The following is a 25,140-nucleotide window of genomic DNA, read 5'->3' on the forward strand; positions in this document are numbered from 1 at the left end:
GACATGACCGCCGTCGTCTCCGGCTACGGCGCGATCACCGCGCTCGGGGCCGCCGACGACACCTGGGCGGGCGTGCTCGCGGGCGCCACGGCCGCGCGGAGCTGGGAGGACCTGGCGGACGAGGGCTTCCCGGTGACGACCGCGTGCCGGGTGACGTCGCTCCCGCCGGGTGACCCCGTCCGCCGCGGGCGCGACCTCGCGTCCGCCGCCCTGGCCGACGCGCTGGCCATGGCTCCCGGGGCGCTCCCGGGCGTCCCGTCCGACCGCGTCGGGGTCTACGTCGGCACGACGATGGGGGAGTCGGCGGGCTACGAGCGGGCCACCACGGCGTTCGCGGCCGACGAGCACAACGGCGCGGCGCTGGCCCGGCACGTCGCCGGGGTGGTCGGCGCGACCGGCCCGGTGCGGGCGTACGGCACCGCGTGCGCGGCAGGCAACTACGCGATCGGGGCCGCCGCGGCGGCGGTTCGCGCCGGACGGGTGGACGTCGCGATCGCGGGCGGCGTGGAGCCGTTCTCGCGGATCGCGATGGTCGGGTTCGCGCGCATGCGGGCCATGACGCCCGACCTGTGCCGGCCCTTCGTCGCAGGGCGCCGCGGGATGCAGCTGGGGGAGGGTGCGGCTTTCGTGGTCATCACGTCGGCCGCGCGCGCCGGCCAGGCCCGCGCCGTCGTCGGCGCCCTGGGCCTCGCCTCCGACGCGCACCACCCCACGTCGCCGCGTGCGGACGGGTCCGGCATGGCGGCGGCCATGCGCTCGGCGCTGTCGCGCAGCGGTGTGCCCGCCGACGACGTCGACTGGGTGTGCGCGCACGGGACCGGCACGCCGCAGTCCGACGCCGCCGAGGCCGCCGCGCTCCGCACCGAGTTCCCGGCGGGCGTGCCGGTCTCCTCGATCAAGGGCGCGATCGGGCACACCATGGGCGCCGCCTCCGCGGTCGAGACCGTGATCGCCGTGCGCGCTCTCGAGGCGGGGGTGGTGCCGCCCAACGTGAACGGGCCGTCGGCCGACCCGGGCCTCGGCCTGGACGTGGTCGCCGCACCGCGGCCGGGTGACGTGCGCTGGGTGCTCAACTGCGCGTACGCGTTCGGCGGGCTGGACTCCGCCCTCGTGCTGGGGCGTGCGGCATGAGCGAGGTCGTGTCGCCGCCGCTGGTCGCCGCCGGGGACGCGGTGAGCGCGTGGGCCGCGGCCACGCTGCTCGACCTGTGGGGCCCCGACGCCGGGTTCGACGCGCTCTACGTCGCGACGAGCGAGGCGGGCGCGGGCGAGGCGCTCGCGTTCTGGGCCGCGGCCCGGACCACGGGGTTCGCGCTCGCGGCCCCCGGTGCCTTCCCGTACACGCTCGCCAACGCGCCCGCGGGCCGGATCGGCACCGCGCTCGGCATCCGCGGTCCCTCGGTCACGCTGCTGGGCTCGCTCGCGGAGGCGCTCGAGGTCGCGGGGGAGGACCGTGCGGACGGGCTCGCCGACCGCGCCCTCGTGGTGCACCTGGACCCCGTGGTCGCCGCGGCGACGGCCGCTCCGCCGGCCACCCGATGGCGCCTCGTCGACCGGGTCGTCGCGTCGCCGCCCAGCGCCGACGCCCGGCCGGACGTCGCGGCGGCGGCCGGCCGATAGCGCGCTCGGGGTGACGAGCTCAGCGGCGGCGGAGCCAGACGACGACGGCGAGCGGCCACAGCGCCTGCGCGCCCGCGACCAGGCGCTCCGTCAGGCCGACGGCGTCGCCGTCGCGCTGGAGCTCGAGCACGAAGGCCCCGAGCAGGCCGACGAGCACCACGGACGCGGCGATCCCCACCGCGGGCCGCAGCGCGCCGGTGCCGCCGCGCCGCCAGGCCAGCGCGGGCCACAGCGCGAGCGCACCGAAGCCCACCGCGGCGGCGACCCCGTGCGGGTGCGGGTAGGTGTCCACCGGCAGGGCCGCCACCGCGAGCGTCGCGAGACCGCCGACGGCGTGCAGCACCCGGGCAGGCCTCGGCACCGGCCGCAGCCCGGCCGCGGTGAGCACGTGCGCGACGCCGGTGACCGCGAGACCGGCGGTCATGATCCACGGGTCGGTCGCCGTGGTCGCGGCGAGGTCGCTGATGGTGCTGGCCACCGGGTCGAAGGACGGCTGGCGCGCGGCGGCGATCGTCCAGCCGCCGATCATGGCGACAGGGGCGGCGAGCGCGGAGGCGACCGACCAGCGGGGGACTGCGGAGCGGCGCGTCATGGCGGCCTCACGCTAGCGGGGCGTCGGCGCTGCCGCGCGCCGGTGCAACCCGCACGCCGGTGCAGCCGCACCTCGGTGCCGGTGACCCTCGGTGCCGGTGACCCTCGGTGCCGGTACCCGTCGCTGCCGGTGCCCGTCGGTGCCGGTGACCTGGGCTGTGGGCGGTGTGCGGCAGGCTGAGGGCGTGCTCATGGTCGTCGCCCCGCCCGCGCCCGTGCGCGCGGGTCCCGAGGGAGCCGACGGGCTGGTCCGCGTCGGCGAGGTCCCGGGCGACGTCGCGCCGCACGGCGTGGTCGGCGCGGCGGTGGGCGGGGAGAAAGCCGTGCGCTGGGCATGGGACGACACCGCCCGCTGGTACCCGCGCCTGCTGGCCGACGGAGTGCGGGTGGAGCGGTGCCTCGACCTGCGGCTCGCGCACCGCCTGCTGCGGGGCTCGGCCACGACGGCGGGCTCGCGGCTCGCGACCGGCCCGGTCGGACCGTTCGACGGCACCCCGGACGCGCCGCCGGAGCCGGATGCGGTCGACTCGCTGTTCGACGTGGCCCGCACGGAGGACCGGCCCGGCGCGGACGAGCTGCTCGCCGAGATCGGCACGCAGGACGAGGCGGTCGCCGGTCACGCGCGGCTGCGGCTGCTGCTGGTCGCCGAGTCGGCGGGGGCGCTCGCCGCGGCGGAGATGCGCCACACGGGCCTGCCGTGGGACAGGGCGGTGCACGACGAGGTGCTGGCCGAGCAGCTCGGCCCGCGCCCGCTCGGCGACGCGCGTCCGCCGCGGATGGCCGAGCTCGCCGAGCAGGTGCGCGCCGAGCTGGGCGCGCCCCGCCTCAACCCGGACTCGCTGCCGGACGTGCTGCGCGAGCTGAGACGCAACGGGCTGGCGGTGAACTCCACCAGCAAGTGGGAGCTGCAGGGTGTGGACCACCCCGCCGTCGCGCCCCTGCTCGCGTACAAGAAGCTGTCGCGACTGAACAGCGCCAACGGCTGGACCTGGCTGGACCGGTGGGTGCCCGACGGGCGATTCCGGCCCGAGTACGTGGTGGGTGGCGTCGTCACCGGGCGCTGGGGGTCGAGCGGTGGCGGTGCGCTGCAGCTGCCCAAGCAGGTGCGCCGCGCCGTCCGGGCCGACGACGGCTGGCGGCTGGTGGTGGCCGACGCCGCGCAGCTCGAGCCGCGCGTGCTGGCGGGGCTGGCGCGCGACGAGCAGATGGCGGAGGCGGGGCGCGGACGCGACCTCTACCAAGGCATGGTCGACGCGGGTGTCGTCGACTCCCGCGACCACGCCAAGCTGGGCATGCTGGGCGCGCTCTACGGCGGCACCACCGGGCAGAGCGCGGCCGTCCTGCCCCGCATCAACCGGGCCTTTCCCGCGGCCATGGCCCACGTCGAGGCGGCCGCGCGCGCCGGCGAGCGGGGCGAGGTGGTCAGCACCCTGCTGGGCCGCAGCTCGCCTCGCCCGGGTGCGCAGTGGAACCAGGTCCAGGCCGACGCGCTCGACGACGACGCGGGCGCGGGCGCGCAGTCCCGGGCGCGGTCCCAGACCCGCGCCTGGGGGCGCTTCACGCGCAACTTCGTGGTGCAGGGCACCGCGGCGGAGTGGGCGCTGTGCTGGATCGCGGAGGTGCGTCGGCGGCTGTGGGCGATGGGGGAGGCGGGAGGCGAGGGGCGGGTACCCGCGCCGTTCGCACGCCGCCCGCACCTGGTCTACTTCCTGCACGACGAGCTGGTGATCCACGCGCCCGACGAGCTCGCCGACGCAGTCGCCGACCAGGTGCGCGCGGCCGCCGCCGCGGCCGGGCGGCTGCTGTTCGGCGACTTCCCCGTCGACTTCCCGGTCAGCCTGGCCGCGGCCCGTTCCTACGCGGACGCGAAGGGCTAGTGGGGATCCGAAGGATCCTGCCCCGACCGCTCAGCCGAACCGGCCGTTGACGTAGTCCTCGGTGCGCGAGTCGCGGGGGGTGCCGAACACCTGCGTGGTCGGGCCGTGCTCGACGATCCCGCCCGGGACGCCGTGCTCGGCGAGAAAGAAGGCGCACTGGTCGGAGACGCGCGCGGCCTGCTGCATGTTGTGCGTGACGATGACGATGGTGACCTCGCCCGCCAGCGCGCCGATGGTCTCCTCGACGCGGCGCGTGGAGGTGGGGTCGAGCGCCGAGCAGGGCTCGTCCATGAGCAGCACCTTGGGCCGCACGGCGAGCGAGCGCGCGATGCACAGGCGCTGCTGCTGCCCGCCCGACAGGCCGCCGCCGGGGGCGCGCAGCCGGTCCTTGACCTCGTTCCACAGGCCGGCGCGCGTGAGGCACTCCTCCACGAGCGACGCGCGCTCGCCGGCGGAGATCCGCACGCCCGTGAGCGACAGACCCGCGGTGACGTTGTCCTGGATGGACATCGCCGGGAACGGGTTGGGCTTCTGGAACACCATGCCGATGTTGCGGCGGGCGTCGGTGACGCGGCGCACGGGGTCGTAGATGTCGCGCCCGTCCAGCAGCACCTCGCCGGCCAGCGCGGCACTCGGGATCAGCTCGTGCATCCGGTTGAGGATGCGCAGGAAGGTGGACTTGCCGCAGCCCGACGGGCCGATCAGCGCGGTCACCTTGCCCGCAGGCATCGCCAGCGACACGCGCTCGAGCACCTTGTGCGTGCCGAACCACGCCGAGACGGCGCGCGCCTCCATGGCCGGCAGCGTCACCTCGGTGGGGACGGGGGCCAGGACCTGGGTCGGCTGGTCGGGCAGGGCCGGGGCCTCGGGGGCCAGGGCGACGAAGGAGTCCACGCTCACCTGGGCACCTTGGCGCATCGAGGTGGCCGACGGGTGAACGCCGGGCATCGGGCGGCTGTCAGACGAGGTTGGGCAGCAGGACGAAGATCTGCTCCGCCACGAGCACGCCGCACAGCAGGAGCAGCGGGAGACCCACGACCCACGCCTGCCAGTGGCCCCACCAGCGACGCAGCGCCGCGACGAGCACGGCGGAGGCGGCCAGGGCTGCGAGGGCCAGCAGCAGCAGGGGCCAGGCGTCGTCGTCGCCGGCGAACGCCGCCTCGTCGTCGGACAGCAGCACGGGGGTCAGCACGGCCCGGGGGGTGGGGAACGCCTCGCCGACGAGCGCGGCGTCCACCCGCAGCACGTCGTCGGGCGCCCATCGGGGGCCGGTGGCGCTGACGAGCGTCAGCCTTCCCGCGCCGGCGGCGAGCGGGTCGGGCAGCGGGTCGCCCGTGCGGCGCAGGCCCGTGACCGCGTAGGTGGCCTCCCCCTGGCCCGTGACGGTCGTGATCACGTCACCCTGCCGCAGCGTGTCGAGGTCGGCGAAGACGCCGCCGTACGCGCCGTGCCGGCCCATCACCACGACGGGCCCGGCCTGGCCGGGGAGCGCGGTGTCGCGGCGGTGGCCCGGCCCCGACAGCAGCGTCTTCGAGGTCGTGCCCTCGAGGACCACGTCGTCCACCCCGAGCCGCGGGATCGTGAGGATCGCCACGGGTGTGCCCGGCGCCAGCAGCCGGTCGGCCGACGTGACCTGGCCGACCGGCGCCGTGCCGTTGGCCAGCTGGGCGCGGAACGCCCAGCTGGCCACGTCCTGGTCCCGCTCGTACCGCAGCGGTGAGACCACCAGGGCGTTGACCACGATGCCCAGCGCCAGGGCCGCGACGATCGCGAGGGTGGTGCCCACCAGGCGAGCGCGCTCGCTGGCAGGGACCGGCCGGATCGCGGCGTCGAGGCTCGACGCCTCGGGCATCGTGGTCGTCACGTCACTTGCCCTGCGTGACCGTCTTGGCCGCCGACGCCTTGGCGTTGACGGTCGCCGAGCCCGTGTAGGTCACGACCAGCGTGTGCTTGCCGGCCTTGAGCCTCGGGAGCTTGACGGTCGCCTTGCCGCCCTTGAGCGTGACGGTCTTGATGACCTTCTTGCCGTCCTTGATCGTCGCCTTGCCGGTGGGCGTGACGCCCGTCGCGGAGACGGTGATCTTCAGCGTGGCGTACGCGCCCTTGGCGACCTTCGTGGGCGCCGTGAAGGAGACCTTCGGGGTCGCCTTGGCCACCTTGACCGTGACGACCGCGCTGGTGCTGCTCTTCACGACGGTGGGGGCGGACGAGGTGTAGAACGCCTTGATCGCGTACGACGTCTTGGTGGCCTTGAGGGCGAGCGCGGCCTTGGCGGAGGCGACCTTGACGGTGGCGAGCTTCCTGGTGCCGTCGTAGAACGCGACCGAGCCGGCCGGCGTCTTGGAGGCGGCGACCGTGGCCGTCAGCGTGAACGACCTGCCCACCACGGGCTTGGCGCTCGAGGCGACCTTGACGCTCGACGCGACTGCCGGGACCACGGGGACCGGGGTGACCTCGAGGGTCGAGGCCGGCGAGGTGGACGACGCCACGCCCAGGAGGTTGGGCAGGAACACGGCCGTGACCGACTGGACGCCGACCGTCGAGGTGGTGATCGAGCCGGAGCCGGTGGTGGAGCCCGCCGCGACCGGGACAGAGCCCAGCAGCGTGGAGCCGTTGTAGAGCCGCACGGTGCCGCCGCCGTTGCCGACGGAGCTGACCGAGACGTTCGCCGTGACCTTCTGGCCGGAGACGACGGAACTCGACGAGAGGGTCAGGCCCGTCTCGCTGGTCGAGGGCTTGTAGGCGCGCGTGGTGGTGTCACCGCACGCCGTCGAGCCGGTCAGGAGGCCGAAGCCGAACGCGGTGATGGTGCCCGTCTGCTGGCACACGCGCGACGTCGAGCCGACGAAGGTCTTGGCGATCTCCGAGGTGGGGTCGTCCGCCAGGACGGAGGGGACGATGTTGTAGACGGGCCGGGTGAACGCGTTGTACGACGGGTTGAGCGCGAAGCTTCCAGCCGAACCCGTCGTGGCCGCCTGGCTGTTGACGGCGTTGATGCGCACACCGGCGCGCAGGTCGGGCGTCTTGGCGTTGCCCTGCGCCACCCACTGCGCGATCGAGAACGGCGCGATCGCACCGGAGTCCTGCGCGTCGGTGCCCGACACGAGCGAGCCGCCCTGGTGCTCCTGCACCGCGTTGCCGGCGAAGTCCTTGTCCTTGAGGTTCGGGTAGGTGCCCGCGGAGATGTTCGCCTCGGTGATGCCCATCTGGCCGAGCCAGTAGGAGCGGGTGCCCGAGCCGACCGCGGGCAGGAACGTGGTGATCGGGGTCGCGACGTCGCCCGCCTGGAGCGCGTACGCGGGACCCTCGAGGTGGGTGCTGCTCCCGTTGACGATCACCTGCGTGAGCTCGCCCTTGAAGATCGAGACGATCTGGGCCTTGGTCAGGTCGGTCGGGATGACGCTGTTGGGGGCGGTCGCGTAGGACACGGCGTCCACCGCGAAGGGGATGTACGTCAGCACGCCGTCGTCGGCCACGTCCGCGCTGCCAGCGCCGCCGGAGCTGCGGGCGAACTGGACCTGGCCGGCGATCGTCGAGGTCGTGACCGTGACCGGAGAGGAGTTGAAGACCGGGATGGCGGCGGTCTCGGTCTGGCCGATGGCCACGCGCAGCAGGTCGCGCCCGCCGCCCGAGTTGTTCGCGCGCGGGACCGCGACGCCGCCCGCACGCGTGAGCACGGAGGCGCTGCCGGTCGCGTCGTAGGACGCCAGGACGTTGCCGCCGATCGCGGTGGCGAGCCCGCCCACGACGGCCTGCGTGGTGTCCGAGCCGAGGCCCACGAGCGTGCCGAACGTGCCGGGCGTGGGGTCGGCCTGGGCCGGCGCGACGACGGCACCGAGCGCGAGCGCCGCCATCCCGGCGCACAGGCCGAGCTTTCCGAAGGTAGAAACCTTCATCTGACTGTTCCTCTCCGAGGCATGAGAATCGACGCGATTCCCGCGTCGCGCCGAACGTTAGGGACGCCGGGCGAACGCGGGCGGTCCAGCAGGAAAACCCGGGACGGTCGTCACACGAAGTCGCCCGGCCATTCGCCCATTTCCTCGCGCTCGGCGAGCGTGCGCCCGCGGCGCATGAGAAGGGGGCCGGTGAGGGCGCATGCGGCGCCCAGGCCGATCGAGCCCGCGACGCCCAGGCGTGCGGCCCCGAGCGGGCCACCGCCCGTCAGCCGGGGTGCGGCCGGCGTGGCCGTGCCCGTGTCCGGGTCGACCGGCGCGGGCGTGGTCGCCGGGCCGGTCGGCGCGGCGGGACCCGACGGCCCGGGCACCACGGCGCCGCCCGACGGTGGCGTGGGCTCGTCGTCCACGTCCGCGCTCGGGCTCGGCGTGGGCGAGGCGGTGGGCGTCGCGCTCGGGGCCGGTCCGGCGTCGGTGCCGCACGTCCGGGCCACCGCGCTGTCGTCGACGAGTCGGGCCGCGACCGCGGTGGTGGTCGCGACCTGCGCCTCGTCGAGCGGGAGGTAGCCGCGGGGGAGCAGGCCCTTGGACTCGCCGAGGCGCTGCCCGGTCGTCGCGGCGTAGCTGAGGAACGCGGCGTAGTCCTTGCGCTGCTCAGCCGTCGTCGAGCACACCGAGACGCCCGCGTAGTCCACGAGCGTGAGCGGGTAGGCGTCGCGCACCCGCTGCGTCGGGTCCGCGACCACGACCCCGTCGACGTCGGTGTCGCCCATCGCCGAGACGGCCGCCCGCATGGTCGCGTCCGTGGCGGCCAGCGACTGCCCGGCCGCGTTGACCAGCCGGGCGGTGCGCAGGCCGAACCGCTGCGCCGAGACGAGGTCGGTGATGGCCAGCGAGAACCGCTGGCCCGGCAGCTGGGCACCGGACGACGTGAACCCCGCGGGCACCTTGTTGAGGTCCCAGACGATCTTGGCGCCGGCGTTGGCCTTCTGGGTCCGCCCGGCGGCATCGGCCATGTCCGAGGCGTACGGCCGCAGGTCGAGCGTGCCGTAGCCCGGCGCGGGCACCGTCTCGTCCTGGCGGAACGTGGACAGGTCGGCCTTGGGGAAGCTGTCCAGCGTCGTGTCGTGCGTCAGGTCCAGCTTTTCGTAGACCGGATTCACCGTCATGCCGTGCTCGTCGGGCTCGCCCTCGAGAAATGCGCGCGCAAACGGGTCGGCAATGATCCAGCGCCACACCTCGGAATAGGCGTCCGACGTCCCCAGCCCGACCATCAGACCGTCGGGCGCGGCCGTGTGCACGAATTCGGCCATCTCGGGATTGAGCGCGATGAATTCAGGGTCGTTGACGATGCTGCGCGGATTTTTCGCGACCGGGGCGGACGCGCCGCCGCCGGGGACGTCCGCGCGGTAGGACTGGGTCAGCAGCTTGGCCACCAGGCGGGGGTTGAGCACGAGGTCCTCGACCGCCGTGCCCGCCCGGTCCGCGAGCGGGCTGCCGAGCCGGTACTGCCGGTCGATCGTGTACGCCACCACCAGGGCGGTCTGGCTCACGGGCGCGTAGACGACCGGCCGGTCCTTCTCGGGAGCGAGCGGACGGTTGACGACGGCGAGGCCCGAGGCGCCCGCGACGTCGCTGAGCAGCTGTCCCCGCGCCTCCTCGTCGCCCACCTGCGAGAAGCCGTAGGTGGTCCCGGTGCCGCACAGCGCCGACTGCCACGAGGTCATCGCGTCGGCGAACAGCTCGTTGCCGACGAGCCGCTGCTCCGCGTTGCCCAGCGCGCACGAGGAGCCGATGGGGGCGAACTGCATCGGGAACACCATCCGGTGCGACCACGCCGTCGCCGACAGCGGCGAGCCCGAGATGGTGCCGGCGGACGACTGGTCCGCGAAGGAGCCGTCGGCGTCGGTCTCGCCGCGCGGCACGACCACGAGCCAGCAGCCGCGCGCCGCACCCGAGGAGAGCGTGGCCCCGCAGCCCAGGTGCGGTGCCTCGAGAGAGGTCTGGATCTCCATGTTGGCCGTGCCGGTGCCGTCGCTCCCGGTCCGGGCCGCCGTGATCTCGTTGGTCGAGGTCGGTGTGAAGTAGTCGGCCACGTCGGTCACCGAGCCGCCCGAGACGGGGGTGAAGGGAACCGTGTACGCCTTGAGGTTGGGGTTGGTCACCGGCGGCGGCACCAGGTGCGCCTCGTCGTAGGCCTGCTTCGGGTCCTCCCCGCGCTTGAGCGCACGCAGGCCGGTCCGGTCGCCGAGCAGCGTGCTCAGGCTCGGGTTGGGCGCGCCCCACTGGCACTGCTGGGGGTCCGGACCGCTCGGGTCGTCGCCCCAGCACTGCATGATCTGCAGGTAGTCGGTGGCGAAGCGCCCCGACGAGGTGGGGCGCGCGCCCTTCCAGTCCACCGTGACGCCCTGGTGCGACAGGTTGCGGGTCTGGCTCACGGTGACCTCGAGCTTCGCGAACGTCGCGTAGTCGGGGTCCTTGCGGTCGCGTTCGCCCACGAGCGAGGCGTCCGACCAGGCCTGCACCACCTGCGATCCGCCCTCGACGGCCTCGACCACCGGCGCACGGCCGCCGTCGGCGGCAGCGCTCCCCGTCGCGAGCAGCAGCGCCGAGCCGAGCGTCGCCGCCGTCACGCCGACCACCGTGAGCCACGCCCCCGCGCGGCGCAGGCGTGCCGGGTTCACCGTCGTGCCTTGCGGGCCGCCGCGCCGCGGGAGACCAGCGGCGGGATCACGACGAGGCCGACCGCCAGGAGGCACGCGGCGACGACCGCAAGCGGTCCGACGCCGCCGGACTGCGGGGCGTCCGTCTCCACGGGCATCGACACGAGGTTGGTGCACTCGCCGGTGTCGTCGGAGCACACCACGGGGCCTCCGCCCGTCGTGGCTCCCGCGACCACCGCGCCGCCACCACCCCCGCCGGCCGTGCCGGCGTCGCCGCCCCCGTCGGTGCCGGTGGGGCCCGTCACGGCGCCCCCGTCCGTCCCGGGGTCGTCGCCCGTGCCCGCGGTCCCGGTGCCGCCCGTGCTCGTGGTGCCCTTGGCGGGCGTGCTCGGCTCGGCACCGGCCCCCGACGGCGTCGAGCCCTTGCCGGGTGCCGGTGCGGCGCCGCCCGTGGGCTTGTCGCACTGGTCGTTGCCCTGCTTGTCGCACTCGGAGGGCTGCGGCGCGTTCTTGGTGAGAGTGTTGCTGCCGTCGGCCGAGAACGTGGGGTTGTGGCACTTCTTGATGTCGACGTTGGCGTCGGTGGCCCCCGGGATCTTGCCCACCTGGTCGAGGCCCGCCTGCACCAGGTTGATCGGCAGGGGCGAGTAGCCAAGCACCTCGGCCTGCTGCTGGCCCTCGCACAGGAAGTAGCTGGCGAACGCGCCGAGCGTGTGGCCCTTGGGCGCGGTGAACCCGTTCTGCGCGCTCGTCGGGACCACGATGTAGCTGTAGGACGACAGCGGGTAGGTGCGCTTGTCCTTGTTCGTGTAGACGCCGCTGAGGTCCTGCGTCAGGTACTTCGGCGAGCTCTCGTCGGTGTTGATGCGCGCGCCCAGCAGGCCAACGGCGACGTTCGAGGCGGTCGGCTCGACGTAGTACCCGGCCTCGTTGAGCACCTTGGCAACCGGGTAGCCCGTCTTGAGCGCGTAGGAGTACTCGACGTACGTGATGGTGCCGACGTTGCCGCGCTGGGCGACGTAGCCCGCCACGCCCTGGGAGTTGGGCTGGGCGACGAAGCCCTTGCCGGGGATGGTCGGGTACGACGACGTCACGCCGCACGGCGTCGAGCGGCCGGCCGCCTTGCAGTACGCGTCCCAGGCGGACTGGTGCCGGGCGGCCATCCACGTGGTGAACTGCGCGGTCGAGCCGGAGCCGTCCGAGCGAACCACCGGCACGATCTTGCGCCGGGGGAGCGCGAGCCCCGGGTTGTCCTTCGCGATCGCGGCGTCGTCCCAGCTGGTGATGGTGCCGGTGAAGATGCCCGTCACCACCTCGCCCGACAGGCGCAGGTTGGTGACCTGCTTGCCGCCGACGGACAGGTTGTACATGAAGGCCGTGCCGCCCGCGACGATCGGCATGTAGACGAAGCCGCGGCTCGGCGGGGTGTCGACCACGCCGCCGTCCTTGAGGCCGTACGGGATCTCCGTGATCGCGAAGTCCACCGTGCCGGCCTTGAACTGGTTGCGGCCGTCCGACGACCCGGTGCTCGCGTAGTTGATCCGCATGCCGTACTGCTCGACGTTGCGCCGCCACTGGTCCACGGCGTTCGAGCTCCACGAGGATCCGGCTCCGTTGACGGGCACGAACGAGTCGGCCGCCGCCGGCGCGGCGCCCGTGGCGAGCAGCGAGCCCGCGAGGACGAGGAGGGCGAGGGCGCGTCTCATGACTGCTCCTGGGGGGAGGGCTCGAGCGGGAGGTGCTCGACAGGGGTGTGCTCGACAGGGGTGTGCTTGACGGGGGTGGAGCCGCCTGGCGCCGCGGCATGCTCGCGGGCGAGGGCGGACAGCGAGGAGAGCCGCGCGGGTCTCTTGCTGCGCGAGGTGCGCCGCCGGGCGCGTGCCTGCTCCTTGGCGCGACGCCGCTCGTCCTTCTTCAACGGGTTGCTGCCGCCGATCACCCGCGCGACGACGAACAGCGCGAGCACCAGGAGCATGAGCACGGCCGCGGTGCCGAAGCCGCGCGCGACCATCGTCGGCTCCGGCGACTTCACGAACTGGAAGATGGCCAGCGGCAGGCTGACCATCGGCCCGGAGGTCGGGTCGGAGTTCATCGCGGCCGTGAAGCCCGAGGTGAGCAGCACCGGCGAGGTCTCGCCGATGCCTCGGGCCGTGGCCAGGATGACCGCCGTGGTCAGGCCGGACCGCGTGGTCGGTAGCACCACCTGCCGCACCGTGCGGAACTGGCCCGCGCCCAGCGCGTACGACGCCTCCTTGAGGGTGCCCGGCACCAGCCGCAGCACCACGTCGGCCGACCGGATCATGATCGGCAGCATCATGATGCTGATCGCGGTGGCGGCCGCCACGCCGGACTTGGGGACGCCCAGCGCGAGCACGAGCGTCGCGTAGACGAACAGGCCCGCGACGATCGACGGCAGCGCGGTCATGGCCTCCACGACCGTGCGCACCAGCCGCGCGAACCGCCCGGGCATCTCGGTGAGGAACACCGCCGTGAGCAGGCCCAGCGGGATGGTGATGACGAGCGCGATCGTGATCTGGATCAGCGTCCCCACGATGGCGTGCGCGATGCCGCCGACGTCCAGCGGGTCCAGCGGCCCGGCCTTGGCCATGTCGTCGGTGAAGAAGTTGAGGTGCGGCAGCGCGGCCGCGCCGCGGGCGAACGTGAACACCACGATGAACACCAGGACGGCGAGCACCGTGAACGCGAGGCCGTGCACCATGACGGTGACGAGCCGGTCGCGCACGGCGACGCCGCGCTCGGCGAGCGAGACGAGCAGGGCGTACAGCGCGAGGAAGATCGCCGCGGCGAGCGCGACGAAGCCCAGCGGGCTGGTGACGGGGGCCAGCTGGCTGCTGATCAGCGCGGTGAGCGCGACGGCCGCCGCGCCGGCGCCGCACAGGTTGAGCAGGTCGCTGATGCGCAGGCCGGTGAGCTGACGGCGTACCTCGCCGCGGGCCGGTGCCAGGTCGGCCATCAGCTGCTCGCCCCCGAGCGGGACCGCGCGACGACCGACGACGCCCCGAAGTTGATGGCCAGCGTCATGAGGAACAGCGCCAGACCGGCGGCCATGAGGGCGGACATCCCGAACGGGGTCGACTCGCCGTAGCGCAGGGCGATGAGCGAGGAGACCGAGCTGCCGCCGTTCGCCAGCACGTGCCACTGGATGGCGAACACCGGCGAGATGATCATGTAGACCGCGATGGTCTCGCCGAGCGCGCGGCCCAGGCCCAGCATGGTGCCGCCGATCATCCCGCCCTTGCCGTAGGGCAGGACGACGCGGCGGATCATCCCCCAGCGGGTCGCCCCCAGGGCCAGGGCACCCTCCCGCTCGCCCACGGGCGCCTGGGTGAACACCTCGCGCATGATCGAGGCGATGACCGGCGTGATCATCATGGCGACCACGAGGCCGGCGATGAACGTCGACGACGTGTACACGGTCGCCGTCGCCAGCGGGTCGTCGGGGTCGGAGCCGGGCACCTGGAACGGCGGGAACCAGTCGAACGTCGTCGACAGCCACCGGGCAAGCCCCGTGATGTGGCCCTGCAGGAAGAAGAAGCCCCACAGGCCGAACACCACCGAGGGGATGGCGGCCATGAGGTCGACGATGCTGATGAGCGACTGCCGGAGCCTGGGCGGCGCGTACTCGCTGATGTAGAGCGCGACGCCGACCGCGAACGGCACGGCCACCACGACGGCGACGGTCGCGATGAGGATGGTGCCGACCAGGATCGCGGCGATGCCGAAGTTCCCCGAGTCGGGCTCCCACGCCTGCGTCGTGAGGAAGTCCCAGCCCGCCTGGCTCAGGGCGTCCCACGCCCGCAGGAACAGGAAGATGCCGACGAACCCCATGATCGCGAGCACGGCGACGCCACCGCACAGCAGCACCGCGCGGAAGACGCGGTCGCCGAGGGAGCGGCGGGTGCCGATCGGGCGAGGCACGTCGGCGTCGCGCGGGACCTCCGGCTGGACCCGTGGCGCCTGCATGGTCGCGCTCATGGACCCCGTCTCTCGTCGTGCGGCATGCCGTGCACGACCGCACCGCGGCCGCGCGGCCGTACGGGTTCCGCGCGGCCGGTCAGACCGTCCCGCGTCCGGCCGACGCCCAGGCGTCGGCTGGGTGACGGGGAACCGGCGCGTGGATGAAGTGGTGGCGCGACCCGGACGAGTCCGGCAGCGCGGCGCAGGGGTGCTCGGTCCGGCGCGTGCCGTGCGAACGTGCAGGTCACGGGTGCGCGCGAGCGGCGTGCCGGTGCGCCCCGTCGCGGAGCCACGCAGGCGTCCCTCGACGGTCGTCATCGGCACGCGCGGACGGGCCGGGAGAATCACCCACCGAACTGGCCTGGACGTTTGACCAGCAGGCCGTTCGTGGCGCACACTCGCATCGACGGTGCGTATCGCCTGCCCCCTGCGCGGTGCGCACCGTCGCTCACGTCCGCGAAGGGCGGGACCTCCACCGGTCCCGCCCTTCGTGCGTGGGGGGCGGGTCCGTGCGGGGTAGGCCGCGTGCGGGGTAGGCCGCGCGCAGGGCAGGTGTGGCGCGTGCGTGGCGGAACACGCGCCGCGTGCGGGAGTGTCTGCGCGGCTGGCGCCCGGGGCGCGGTTACCGTCGATCCGTGACCGTTCCCGCGCGCGTGCCCGGCACGGGAACCACACCGGGTCAGGTGCAGGTTCCCGTCGCAGACAACCCTGCCGTCGTCCTCGTCGAGCCCCCGTCGGCCGACGAGCTCGTCGAGGGAGCCGTCGCCACGTGGCGCGCGGCCCTCGTGGAGGCCGCGGGCGGGTCGACGCTCGCCGACGTCGAGCTGCTCGGCGACGCGGCGCTGGACCTGTCCGCCGCGCACCCCTCGGGCATGGCGCAGCTGTTCGCCGGCCGCGAGACCCGACTGTCCAACCTGGTCCGGGAGGGCTCGGCCCTCTCGACGGCGCGACGGCGCGCCCGCGCGGTGGGCGCCAGGTCGGCGGCCTACGCGCAGCAGTACGGCATCGCGCCCACGTCGGTGGCGATCGGTGTCGCCACCTGGACCGAGCGCACGGCGCCCGAGGCCGCGCAGGACGACGTGGCCGCGCTCGCCTCGATCACGCGGCAGCGCCAGCGGCCCGACGACGAGCCCGCCGACCGCTCGCCGCGCACCGTCCGAGCCCCCGTGCTGCTCCGTCCCGTCACGCTGCGCGCGCGAGGGACGGGCGAGGCCGACTACGAGCTCGCGCTCGAGCCGTCGCTCGAGGTGAACCCCGTCCTGGCCCGTGCGCTGCGGTCGCGGGGAGCGCTGCTCGATCCCGGTGCGGTCGCCCGCGGCGCGTTCACCCCGTCGGGCTTCGACCCGCGGGCCGCGCTCAAGCGGCTGGCGTCGCTCGGCGAGGCCGTGCTGGAGGACTTCGCGCTCGCGGAGCGGGTGGTCGTCGGCACCTTCGTACACCCGGGCCAGGTGCTGGTCGACGACCTCGACCAGCTGGCCGGCACGCTGGACCGGCACGAGGTGGTTGCGGCGCTCGCGGGCGTCGACGCCGATGCGCTCGCCGGCCGCGCGCTGCCCGAGCCCGTGGTGGGCGACCGCGACCCCGCGCTCGAGCGCGGCGTCGGTGACCTCGACCCGGCGCAGCAGCACGTCCTCGACGTCGTCGCGACCGGCACGCACCTGTTCGTCGACGCCCCGACGGGAGCCGACGTCACGGGCACCCTGGCCGCCCTGGTGGCCGACGCCGCGGCCTCGGGCCGGACGGTGCTCTACGTGCCCGGGCACCGACGCTCGGCGACCGCGCTCGTCGAGCGCCTCGAGCGACTCGGCCTGGGCGACCTGGTCCTGGACGTCGCGCCCGAGGCGGGCTGGCGGACGACGGCGGCCCGCCGCCTGCTCGGCGCGATGACCCTCGAGGTGCCCGGTGTGGACGCGCACGGGCTGCACACGCTGCGCTCGGAGCTGGTGGCGCGCCGCGAGCAGCTGCGAGGCTACGTCGTCGGCCTGCACGCGCCGCGCGAGCCGTGGGGGGTCTCGGCCTACGACGCGCTCCAGCAGCTCGCGCGCCTGACCTCCACGCGCCCGACGCCCCGCACCACCGTGCGGCTCGCGCCCGACGTCACGCGCGTGCTCGACGCCGCGGCCCGGGCCGACCTCGCCGACGCCCTCACGCGCGTGGGCGAGCTGGGCGCGTTCCGCGTCCGCCCCACCGACACGCCCTGGTACGGAGCCGACCTGCGCACGCGCGCCGACGCGGACGTCGCCGTGCGCCGCCTGGAGCGGCTGCTCGACTCCGGGATCCCGACGCTGCTCGAGCGCACCGAGCAGGTGGCGAACGAGACGGGCCTGAACCGGGCGACGACGCTCGCCGCCTGGTCCGAGCAGCTCGCCATGCTCGACGGCGTGCGCGCCGCGCTGGACGTGTTCCAGCCGATCGTCTTCGAGCGCACCGCCTCCGACCTCGTCGCGGCGACCGCCACGGCGCAGTGGCGGCAGGAGCGCGGCATCGACATGGGCTCGGTCGTGCGTCGCCGGCTGCGCAAGCAGGCCAAGGACATGGTGCGCCCGGGCCGGCCGGTCGCCGACCTGCACGGCGCGCTCCTGGAGGTCGCCGAGCAGCGGCAGATCTGGCACGCGCACTGCCCCGGCGGCGGCTGGCCCCGCCTGCCCGACGGCCTGGAGCAGATCGAGGAGGAGCTCGCCGCGCTCCGCGGCGACATCGAGGCGCTCGACGGGGTGCTCGCCACGACGCCGGACGGCGCCGGCCTGTCCGACCTTCCGCTGAGCACCCTGCTCGAGCGGCTCACCCGCCTGCGCGCGGGTGCCGACGCGCTGGACACGCTGCCCGACCGCACCGCGCTGCTGCACCGCCTGCGCGGCGCGGGCCTGGGCGAGCTGGTCGACGACCTCGCCCACCGGTCGGTCGACCCGGGCCTGGCTGCGGCCGAGCTGGACCTCGCGTGGTGGAGCACCGTGATCGAGCAGATCCTGGGCGCCGAGCCGACCCTGGCCGGCTACGACGGGACCGCGCTCGGCTCGCTCGCCGCGCAGTACGCGCAGCTGGACCGGGAGCACGTCGCGCGCCTGTCGGGACCGGTGCTCACGGGCGCGGTCGCCCACGTGAGCACGGTGCTGCGCCAGCACCGCGCGCAGGCGGAGGACCTGTTCGCCGAGCTGGTCGAGGAGCGCCTCACGTCGCTGCGCGACACCTTCGGCCGCCACCCCGACGTGGCCCGTCGCCTGCGCCCGATCATCGCCGCGAGCCCCATGCTGGTGCCTCAGGTGCTGCCGCCGTCGCGCACCGTGGACCTCGTGGTGATCGACTCCGCCGCGCACCTGCCGGTGGAGATGGCGCTCGCCGCGGTGTCCCGTGGGCGGCAGGTGGTCGTCGTCGGCGACGCCCGCTGTGCTTCGGGCACCGCCGTGCGCGAGCTCGCCGGGGTCCTCCCGGGCGTCGCGCTGCACGCGCGCGCCTCGCGCCGCGACCCCTACCTCACTGCCTTCCTGGCGCGGCACGGCTACGAGGGCGTGCTCAGCGCGCTGCCGCTGCCGCAGCAGGAGCCGCTCGTGCACCTCGAGCTCGTGGACGGCACGGGGATGCCGGACGGCGAGACGGGCATGGTGGCGACGACGGCTGCCGAGGTGGACCGCGTGCTGGAGGTCGTCCTCGACCACGCGCTGAGCCGCCCCGAGGAGTCGCTCGCGGTGGTCACCGTCACCCCCGCCCACGCCGAGGCGGTCCGTGAGGCGGTGCTCGCCGAGGTGCGCACCAACCCCGCGCTGGCCGCGTTCTTCGACGCCGGGCGCGCGGAGCCGTTCGTCGTGACCGACCTGACGAACGTCGCCGGCCTGCGCCGGGACGCGGTGCTGCTCACGTTCGGGCTGGGGCGCACGCCGCACCGGCGGGTGCTGCACACCTTCGGGCCGATCAGCGGCCCGGGCGGGGACGCACTGCTGCTGGACGCGCTGGGGTCGACCGCGCACCGGCTCACGGTGGTCTCCTGCTTCGCGGCCGACGACCTGGACCGGGCACGCCTGCGCGGGCCGGGGCCGCGGCTGCTGCGCGACCTGCTCGCGTTCGCGGCGTCCCGCGCGGCCGGCGGGACCGAGCTCGAGGCCGACTGGACCGAGGCGCCGCTCGCTCCCGAGGCCGGGTCGCTGGTCGGGATCGTCAGCGACGCCGTGGCCGCCGCCGACGGGCTCCGGGAGGACTCGGGCGTCGGCTCGGACTCCGACGCCAGCGCCGAGTCCGCATCTGACTCCGAGGCTGGCTCTGGCTCTGGCTCTGCCGATGCTCCGACCGGCGCCGCCTCCTCCGCTGACGCCGGCCCGCAGGGCGCCCGGACGGACGAGGTCCCGACCGGCGACGACGCCTCGCACACGCAGGCCGGCCCGGTCGCTGGCGCCGCACCGACCGACGCCCCGGCTGCGGACCAGCACCCCGCCGCCGCCCCCGAGCCCGATCGCCTGCTGCTCGACCTGGCCGAGCGCCTGTGGCGGCACGGCCTGGTGGTGGACGTCGACTACGGCATCCCCGGCGGCACCCGCATCCCGATGGTCGTGGGTCACCCCGACGTGCCCGGTCGGATGCTGGTCGCGGTGCTGACGGACGACGACGCCTACGTCGCGGAGCCGAGCATCCGCGTGCGTGAGCGGCTCGTGGCCGACAGGCTCGCCGACCTGGGCTGGTCGGTGATCCGCGTGTGGTCGGCCGCGGCGTTCCTGGACCCGCAGGCCGAGGTGGACCGGATCCGCCGCGCGGTGCACGCCTGCGTGCCCGCGCAGCCGGTCGAGCCGAGGTCTGCCACGCTGAGCGTGCCGGTGGTGGTCGAGTCCGAGCAGGCCGACGACGTCGTCGCGGTCCCCGCGCCGGTCGCGTCCGGGCAGGGCGACGAGCGGGCCGACGACGAGCGGATGGCGGACGAGCGGGCGGTCGCCGTGGCGGACGGCGCGCGTCCGGACGAGCCTGCCGGTGCACCCGGGGCGGACGCGCCGCACGCGGGCGTGATCGACGAGGCCGCCGCACCCGTGGCGGACGCGCGGGACGCCGGCGTGGTCGACCGAGCCGCTCCCGACTCCGTGCCCACCGCATCGCGCCCGGCGCCGGCCGACGACGAGCCCGCGCGGCACTCGCAGCCGATGGCGACCGTGCACGGCGGCGTGATGGAGATCCTCGCGCCGGTGGAGCCGGCGCTCCCCGGCGCTCTGCTCGAGGTCACGGTCTCCACCCCTGCGGCCGGGGTGCTCGCGCCGTCGCCCAAGGCCGCCGCGGCGGTCAAGCGCGCGACCGACGCGGCCGACGCGGAGCCGGCGCCGGCGTCCCAGCCCCTGCAGCTGGTGCTCGCCGTGCCGACGCGGCAGCGCCCGGATGTGCGCAAGGGCCTGCCGATCGGTGCCTACTCCGACGACCAGCTCGACGAGCTCGTCGCCTGGCTGCGGTCCGACGGGCAGGAGCGCACCCGCGACCAGCTGGCCGCGGCCCTGCGCGACGAGCTGGGGATCACCCGGCGGTCCTACCGCGTCGACACCGCCGTGCGGGGTGCCGTGACCCGCGGCCTCGCCTCGGAGTCCTGACTCTTCCCGACGGGTCTGCGCCCATCGCGTGCGGTGGGATCATCGAGGAGTGAACCAGCCTCGACCGCGCAGCCGCCGGGCCGTGCGCCCGGCGGGGACGGTGGGCACCGACGACGCGGTGCTCGTGTCCTCGCACCCCGCGGCGCCGGCCCCCGATCGGCCTGAGCCCGTGAGCGCGGCCCCCTCCCCGGTTCGCGAGCCGGCGATCGACCTGCGCAGCGCGGACGACACCGACCTCGGCTGGGGCGAGGCGGGCGGCGGTAACGACGACCGGCTGCAGCGCGACAAGCCGCCGCACTGGTAGCGGGCCCGCGGTCAGGACGGGGCCGGGAAGCGGCCGACGCGGGCCCGGGAGGTGCCGGGAAGCGGCCGACGCGGGCCGGGGAGGTGCCGGGAAGCGGCCGACGCGGGCCGGGGAGGTGCCGGGAAGCGGCCGACGCGGGCCGGGGAGCGGCCGGAAGGTGCGGTCGGTAGCCGGCTGGGTACCGCGGTCAGTACGCGGGCGGGGGTCCGGGCGGGGGAGCTGCCGGGCCGGCGTCGTTCGCGGCCGCCGCGTTGGGGCGGGCAGCGAGCAGGTCGCGGATCTCCTGCAGCAGCAGGATGTCCTCGGCGGGTGCGGCCGGCTCGGCCTCCTCGCCGCGCTTGCGGCGCGCTGCGAGCGCGTTGAGCGGCAGCACGATGAGGAAGTAGATGGCCGCCGCGGTGAGCAGGAACTGGACCAGCGCGTTGATGACCACACCGACCTGGATGGGCTGGGCGGGCTCGTCGCCCCACGAGTAGGGGCCGATGTCCCAGAGGTGGTCCAGGTTCGGCTGGCCGAAGATCCACCCGACGAGCGGGTTGATGACCGCCTCGACGAAGGCGCTGATGACCTTGCCGAAGGCCGCGCCGATGACCACGCCGACTGCGAGGTCGACGACGTTGCCTCGCGAGATGAAGTCCTTGAACCCCTGACCGACCTTCGCGAGACCGGTCAGGCGTCTCCCCGTCGCGGTCGTTGCCTGGTCCTTCGCCACGTACGCCTCCTCGCTGGTGCCCCACGGTCGTCGCTGCCTGGGACGATGCCCCGGCCGGCTCGATCATGGCACGACGACCGCCGACAGCAAGGCGGACGCAGCGGCGGCCGCCAGCTCGTCCACCTCGTCGGGGGCGACGGCGAGCAGCACGGGGTAGCTGGTGTCGTCACCGGCGGGGACGGCGAAGGGGCCGGGCTCGTCCGCCGCGGCGGGTGGCGCAGGCAGCACCAGCGCTCGGGCCGCGACCACCCGCCCGCGCTCGTCGTCCGGTGTCGCCGACAGCACGTCCACGCGCATGCCCGCGGCCAGCAGGGAAGCGACCGCCGGATCCGCCAGCCGGACGGCCGCGACCACGGTGCCTGGCGGCCCGGCGAGGTCGTCGGGAACCAGCAGGCCCGGCACCACGGGCGTGCCGGCGGTCAGGGGCACCGCGGTGGCCGCGCCGAGCAGCGCCGCCGCTCCGTGCGCCGCGCCGTCGGGCGCCACGGCGACCGGGAGCCGGACGAGGCGCACGTCGTCGACTCCCAGCGTGCGCCCGGCCGGGAGCGCGCGCGCTGCCACGACAACGCCGACCGTCGGCGGTTCGGGAGGCCGCAGCGCGTCCACGACCGACGAGGCCACGGCCGCGAGGCAGACGGCGACCACCACGAAGCGTCCGCGCCACATCAGCGCGCGCACGGTGACCGCGAAGGGTGCCCGTCGGCGTTCGAGCGGCGGGGGCGCGGAGGCGAAGTGGCTCACGCGAGGAACGGTAACGACGCCCGGAGTTGCCGGTCAGCCTCCCGTGACACGTGTGTGCGGCGGGCACGCCCGGTGCGCGGCTGTGGATGCCTCGACGCGCTGCAGGGGCCGCAGCTGGCTCAGGTGCCGGCGGAAAGGTCAGCCGGCGGCGAGTCCGAGCCCGCGGCGGGGTCAGCCCGCGGCGGGCTTGGCCGCGGCGGCCGGTGCCGAGGACGCGGGCGCAGCGGCGGGCGCCGGGGCGGCCGGAGTCGACGCGGGAGCCGTGGAGGTGGACGAGTCGCTCGAGCTGGCCGCGGGGATCGAGGACGACTTACCCGAGCCGGCGCGCGCGTCGTTGCGGTAGAAGCCGGAGCCCTTGAAGACCACGCCCACCGAGGAGAACACCTTGCGCAGGCGCCCGTCGCACTCGGGGCACACGGTCAGCGACGCGTCGCTGAAGGACTGCTGGATGTCGAACGCGTGGCCGCACACGGTGCACGCGTAGGAGTAGGTAGGCACAAGGTTCTCCACTGGCAGACGTTCGCCGGGCGGCCGTCGCCGCTGGCACTCACAGGGTCTGAGTGCCAATCGTAACCGCCCGAACCCGTCCGATGTTCCACGGGGCGAGTCGGCGGTCGGCCCCCGGAGGACGAACTACCCTCGCAGGGTGTCCCGCCGTGCTGTCCGACTCACCGTCGTCTCCGTCGCCATCGTGCTCGTCGTCGCCCTCGTGGCGGCCATCGTGGCGGCGGTCGTCGTCATCCGTCGCCCCCTGCCGCAGACGAGCGGGAGCCTGAAGCTCCCCGGGCTCACCGCGCCGGTGCTGGTGACGCGGGACGCCCGCGGCATCCCCACCATCACCGCGAAGACGAGCGCCGACCTCTTCCGGGCGCAGGGATACGTGGCCGCGCAGGACCGGTTCTTCGAGATGGACTACCGCCGCCACGTCACGGCCGGCCGCCTCTCGGAGCTGGTGGGCGAGAACGAGGACGCCCTCGAGGCGGACAAGGTGATCCGCACGTTCGGCTGGCGCCGCGTGGCCCAGCAGGAGTGGTCGCTCATCGAGCCGGAGACCAAGGCGGCGCTGCAGGCCTACGCCGACGGCGTGAACGCCTACCTCGACGGCAAGGCCCCCTCGCAGATCGCCGTCGAGTACACGGTGCTCGGCCTGCAGCTCGACGTCGACGCCCCGGAGAAGTGGGACCCCGTGGACTCCCTCGCCTGGCTCAAGGCGATGGCGTGGGACCTGCGCGGCAACTACGACGACGAGCTGTCCCGCGCCCGCACGTTCGCCTCGGTGCGTGACGTCAAGAAGGTCGACGCGCTCTTCCCGACGTACCCCGAGGACACGAACGCACCCATCCTCAGCCGCGCGGACGTGGTCGAGGACACGACCACCGTGGCGTCGCAGCACCCGCTCGACCTGCACGACGCCGACCTGCAGAAGGCGCTGGACGCGGCGGACGCCGCTCTCACGGCGGTCCCGCACCTCGTCGGCCAGGGCGAGGGCGTGGGTTCCAACTCCTGGGTGGTCGGCGGCGACCACACCGCGTCGGGCAAGCCGATCCTGGCCAACGACCCCCACCTGTCCATCTCGGCGCCGGGCATCTGGCAGCAGATCGGGCTGCGCTGCGCGCAGGTCGGCACGGCGTGCCCGTACGACGTGTCCGGGTTCTCGTTCGCCGGTATGCCCGGGGTGGTCATCGGGCACAACGCGCAGCTTGCCTGGGGACTGACGAACCTGGGGGCGGACGTCACCGACTTCTTCCTCGAGCGCGTCAACGGCACGGTCGTCGAGCGCGACGGCGGGACCGAGCCGATGACCATCCGCACCGAGACCATCAAGGTCAACGGCGCCGAGCCGGTCGAGATCGAGGTGCGCAGCACCCGGCACGGCCCGATCATCTCCGACGTCATCGACGCGGACGCCGTGGGCGACGCGCCGCTGGCGGACGGCTCCGTGGGGCGCAGCTACGCCGTGTCCCTGGGCTGGACGGCACTCGCACCGGGGCACACCGCGGACGCCTTGCTGTCGATCGACACGGCACGCGACGCCGACGACATCGCCAAGGTCGGCCGGCTGCTCGAGGTGCCCTCGCAGAACATCGTGTTCGCGACCACGGACGGCCACATCGGCTACCAGGCGCCGGGCCGCATCCCCGTCCGCGCACGGATCCCGGGCGCGGTGCCCTCGGACGGCACGTGGCCGCGGCCGGGCTGGGACAGCGCGTACGACTGGCAGGGCTACGTCGACCCGACCGACATGCCGCATGCTCTCGACCCCGCCAGTGGCGTGATCGTCGCGGCGAACCAGCAGGTCACGCCCCGGGGCACGGGGCCCTTCCTCACCAAGGACTGGGACTACGGCTTCCGGAGCCAGCGCATCCTCGACCTGCTCGGCGCCGCCGTGGAGGACGACGGCACGCTCGGCGTCGCCGACATGGCCACCATCCAGCTCGACCAGCACAACCCGTACGCCGACGTGCTGGTGCCGACGCTCCTCTCGCTGAACATCGAGAACGACTTCGACGACGACGGGCAGGACCTGCTGCGCACCTGGGACCGCACCAACGCGAAGGACTCGGCCGCCGCGGCGTACTTCGCGGCCGTGTGGGCGGACGTGCTGCGTCTGGCGTTCGACGACGACCTGCCGGACGCGGAGTCGCCCGACGGTGGCTCGCGGTGGCTCGAGGTGGTGCGCGAGCTGCTGTCCAAGCCGGAGTCGCCCTGGTGGGACGACCGGTCGACGCCGGGCGTGGTCGAGGGCCGCGACGAGGTGCTGACGCGGGCCATGGTGAACGCACGCCGGCAGTTGACGGCCAAGCTGGGGCGCGACCCGCAGGACTGGGCTTGGGGCCGCCTGCACGTCGCCGCGCCCGAGCACGCCGTGCTGGGCGGCGACAGCCTCCCGGCGCTCGTGCGCCGCCTGGTCAACCCGCAGCCGCTGCAGGTGGGCGGCGGGTCGTCGATCGTGGACGCGACCGCCTGGGACGCCAGCTCTGACTCGTACGGCGTGACGGCGGGCCCGTCGATGCGCATGGTGGTCGACCTCGGCGACCTGGACTCCTCGACCTGGGTGAACCTCACGGGCTCGTCGGGACACCCGGCCAGCAAGCACTACACCGACCAGTTCGCTGCGTGGGCGCACGGCACCACCTACCCGTGGCCGTTCTCGCCCGCCGCCGTCCAGGCCGACGCGAGCGACCACCTGACGTTCACGCCGTAGCCGGG

At 74.7% G+C, this 25,140-nt stretch carries 17 protein-coding genes; 6 read left to right on the plus strand and 11 right to left on the minus strand.

Annotated features, from left to right (window positions below):
* The first annotated feature begins 3 nt into the window (after positions 1–3).
* Both QRT05_RS04710 and QRT05_RS04715 read left to right on the plus strand, forming a co-directional pair.
* Entirely contained in the window at positions 4–1,131 is a 1,128-nt protein-coding gene (locus tag QRT05_RS04710) for a beta-ketoacyl synthase N-terminal-like domain-containing protein (RefSeq protein ID WP_289445762.1), read from the plus strand.
* Positions 1,128–1,619 (plus strand): beta-ketoacyl-[acyl-carrier-protein] synthase family protein, encoded by a 492-nt coding sequence (locus QRT05_RS04715; protein WP_289445764.1) that lies wholly within the window; start codon positions 1,128–1,130, stop codon positions 1,617–1,619. Before QRT05_RS04710 ends, QRT05_RS04715 begins: the two co-directional genes overlap by 4 nt.
* Positions 1,620–1,638: 19 nt before the next feature.
* Here the strand turns inward: QRT05_RS04715 and QRT05_RS04720 are convergent, their stop codons facing one another.
* Positions 1,639–2,211, minus strand: a complete 573-nt coding sequence (locus QRT05_RS04720; protein WP_289445766.1) for a DUF998 domain-containing protein — start codon at positions 2,209–2,211, stop codon at positions 1,639–1,641.
* Positions 2,212–2,401: 190 nt separating this feature from the next.
* Here QRT05_RS04720 and QRT05_RS04725 point away from each other — a divergent pair, with 190 nt between their 5' ends.
* On the plus strand, positions 2,402–4,087 hold the full coding sequence (locus QRT05_RS04725) for a bifunctional 3'-5' exonuclease/DNA polymerase (protein WP_289446118.1): 1,686 nt from the start codon (positions 2,402–2,404) through the stop codon (positions 4,085–4,087).
* 30 nt (positions 4,088–4,117) lie between these two features.
* Here the strand turns inward: QRT05_RS04725 and QRT05_RS04730 are convergent, their stop codons facing one another.
* The 7 genes from QRT05_RS04730 to pstC form a co-directional block, all read right to left on the minus strand.
* Complete coding sequence (locus QRT05_RS04730) at positions 4,118–4,882, minus strand: phosphate ABC transporter ATP-binding protein (RefSeq protein WP_289446119.1); 765 nt, start codon at positions 4,880–4,882, stop codon at positions 4,118–4,120.
* A gap of 163 nt (positions 4,883–5,045) precedes the next feature.
* Complete coding sequence (locus tag QRT05_RS04735) at positions 5,046–5,951, minus strand: sortase (RefSeq protein ID WP_289445768.1); 906 nt, start codon at positions 5,949–5,951, stop codon at positions 5,046–5,048.
* 1 nt (position 5,952) lies between these two features.
* Positions 5,953–7,983: an Ig-like domain repeat protein gene (locus QRT05_RS04740; RefSeq protein WP_289445770.1), complete on the minus strand. Its 2,031-nt coding sequence runs from the start codon at positions 7,981–7,983 to the stop codon at positions 5,953–5,955.
* A 110-nt stretch (positions 7,984–8,093) separates the two neighbouring features.
* Complete coding sequence (locus QRT05_RS04745) at positions 8,094–10,664, minus strand: RodZ family helix-turn-helix domain-containing protein (protein WP_289445772.1); 2,571 nt, start codon at positions 10,662–10,664, stop codon at positions 8,094–8,096.
* On the minus strand, positions 10,661–12,349 hold the full coding sequence (locus QRT05_RS04750; protein WP_289445774.1) for a phosphate ABC transporter substrate-binding protein PstS: 1,689 nt from the start codon (positions 12,347–12,349) through the stop codon (positions 10,661–10,663). Before QRT05_RS04750 ends, QRT05_RS04745 begins: the two co-directional genes overlap by 4 nt.
* Positions 12,346–13,617 (minus strand): phosphate ABC transporter permease PstA, encoded by a 1,272-nt coding sequence (pstA, locus tag QRT05_RS04755; protein ID WP_289445776.1) that lies wholly within the window; start codon positions 13,615–13,617, stop codon positions 12,346–12,348. Before pstA ends, QRT05_RS04750 begins: the two co-directional genes overlap by 4 nt.
* The gene (pstC, locus tag QRT05_RS04760) at positions 13,617–14,639 is read right to left on the minus strand and encodes a phosphate ABC transporter permease subunit PstC (protein WP_289445778.1); all 1,023 of its coding nucleotides are present in this window, start codon (positions 14,637–14,639) and stop codon (positions 13,617–13,619) included. Before pstC ends, pstA begins: the two co-directional genes overlap by 1 nt.
* Before the next feature lie 617 nt (positions 14,640–15,256).
* Between pstC and QRT05_RS04765 the strand changes: the two genes are divergently transcribed.
* Both QRT05_RS04765 and QRT05_RS04770 read left to right on the plus strand, forming a co-directional pair.
* The gene (locus tag QRT05_RS04765; protein WP_289445780.1) at positions 15,257–20,173 is read left to right on the plus strand and encodes a hypothetical protein; all 4,917 of its coding nucleotides are present in this window, start codon (positions 15,257–15,259) and stop codon (positions 20,171–20,173) included.
* A 49-nt stretch (positions 20,174–20,222) separates the two neighbouring features.
* Positions 20,223–20,477: a hypothetical protein gene (locus tag QRT05_RS04770; protein ID WP_289445783.1), complete on the plus strand. Its 255-nt coding sequence runs from the start codon at positions 20,223–20,225 to the stop codon at positions 20,475–20,477.
* A gap of 187 nt (positions 20,478–20,664) precedes the next feature.
* Here QRT05_RS04770 and mscL read toward each other — a convergent pair whose 3' ends face one another.
* The 3 genes from mscL to QRT05_RS04785 form a co-directional block, all read right to left on the minus strand.
* Positions 20,665–21,189 carry a large conductance mechanosensitive channel protein MscL gene (gene mscL, locus QRT05_RS04775; protein ID WP_289445786.1) on the minus strand — a complete coding sequence of 175 codons (525 nt, stop codon included), beginning with the start codon at positions 21,187–21,189 and terminating at the stop codon, positions 20,665–20,667.
* Positions 21,190–21,252: 63 nt separating this feature from the next.
* On the minus strand, positions 21,253–21,930 hold the full coding sequence (locus tag QRT05_RS04780) for an SAF domain-containing protein (protein WP_289445787.1): 678 nt from the start codon (positions 21,928–21,930) through the stop codon (positions 21,253–21,255).
* Positions 21,931–22,101: 171 nt separating this feature from the next.
* Positions 22,102–22,428 carry an FmdB family zinc ribbon protein gene (locus tag QRT05_RS04785; protein ID WP_289445789.1) on the minus strand — a complete coding sequence of 109 codons (327 nt, stop codon included), beginning with the start codon at positions 22,426–22,428 and terminating at the stop codon, positions 22,102–22,104.
* A gap of 148 nt (positions 22,429–22,576) precedes the next feature.
* On the opposite strand from QRT05_RS04785, the gene QRT05_RS04790 reads away from it, so the two are divergent.
* On the plus strand, positions 22,577–25,135 hold the full coding sequence (locus tag QRT05_RS04790; RefSeq protein WP_289445790.1) for a penicillin acylase family protein: 2,559 nt from the start codon (positions 22,577–22,579) through the stop codon (positions 25,133–25,135).
* Positions 25,136–25,140 lie beyond the last annotated feature (5 nt).

The organism is Cellulomonas edaphi (assembly GCF_030362815.1).
Classification (GTDB): domain Bacteria; phylum Actinomycetota; class Actinomycetes; order Actinomycetales; family Cellulomonadaceae; genus Cellulomonas; species Cellulomonas edaphi.